The sequence below is a fragment of the Paraburkholderia sp. SIMBA_030 genome (genome assembly GCF_046535245.1).
Classification (GTDB): domain Bacteria; phylum Pseudomonadota; class Gammaproteobacteria; order Burkholderiales; family Burkholderiaceae; genus Paraburkholderia.
Map to the genome: position 1 here is coordinate 1 of NZ_JAWRXB010000961.1, position 258 is coordinate 258.

At 65.1% G+C, this 258-nt stretch carries 1 pseudogene; it reads left to right on the forward strand.

Annotated elements, in window-relative coordinates:
• A pseudogene (locus tag SB772_RS42875) lies at nt 1-258 on the forward strand (serine hydrolase); the annotation flags it as partial.

The window sequence follows — 258 nt, forward strand, 5'->3', positions numbered from 1 at the left end:
GGTGCTCGCCAATGCGGACGGCAGTCTGCAGATCAACCAGTGGGACGCCGATACGCGAGGCTGGGCCGAGATCGGCGCATACCAGTACCGCAGCGACGGCTGGTGGTGGAGCGCTGCCGATACGGCGTCGTACCGCTTCACCGTCGTGTCGGGCAACGACAGCGAGGGCAATGCATTCAACTATCGCTATCTGATGAAGCGGGTCGTGCCGGGCGCGGGCTACGCGTATCTGACGCTGCCGGTCGGTCAGGAACTGGC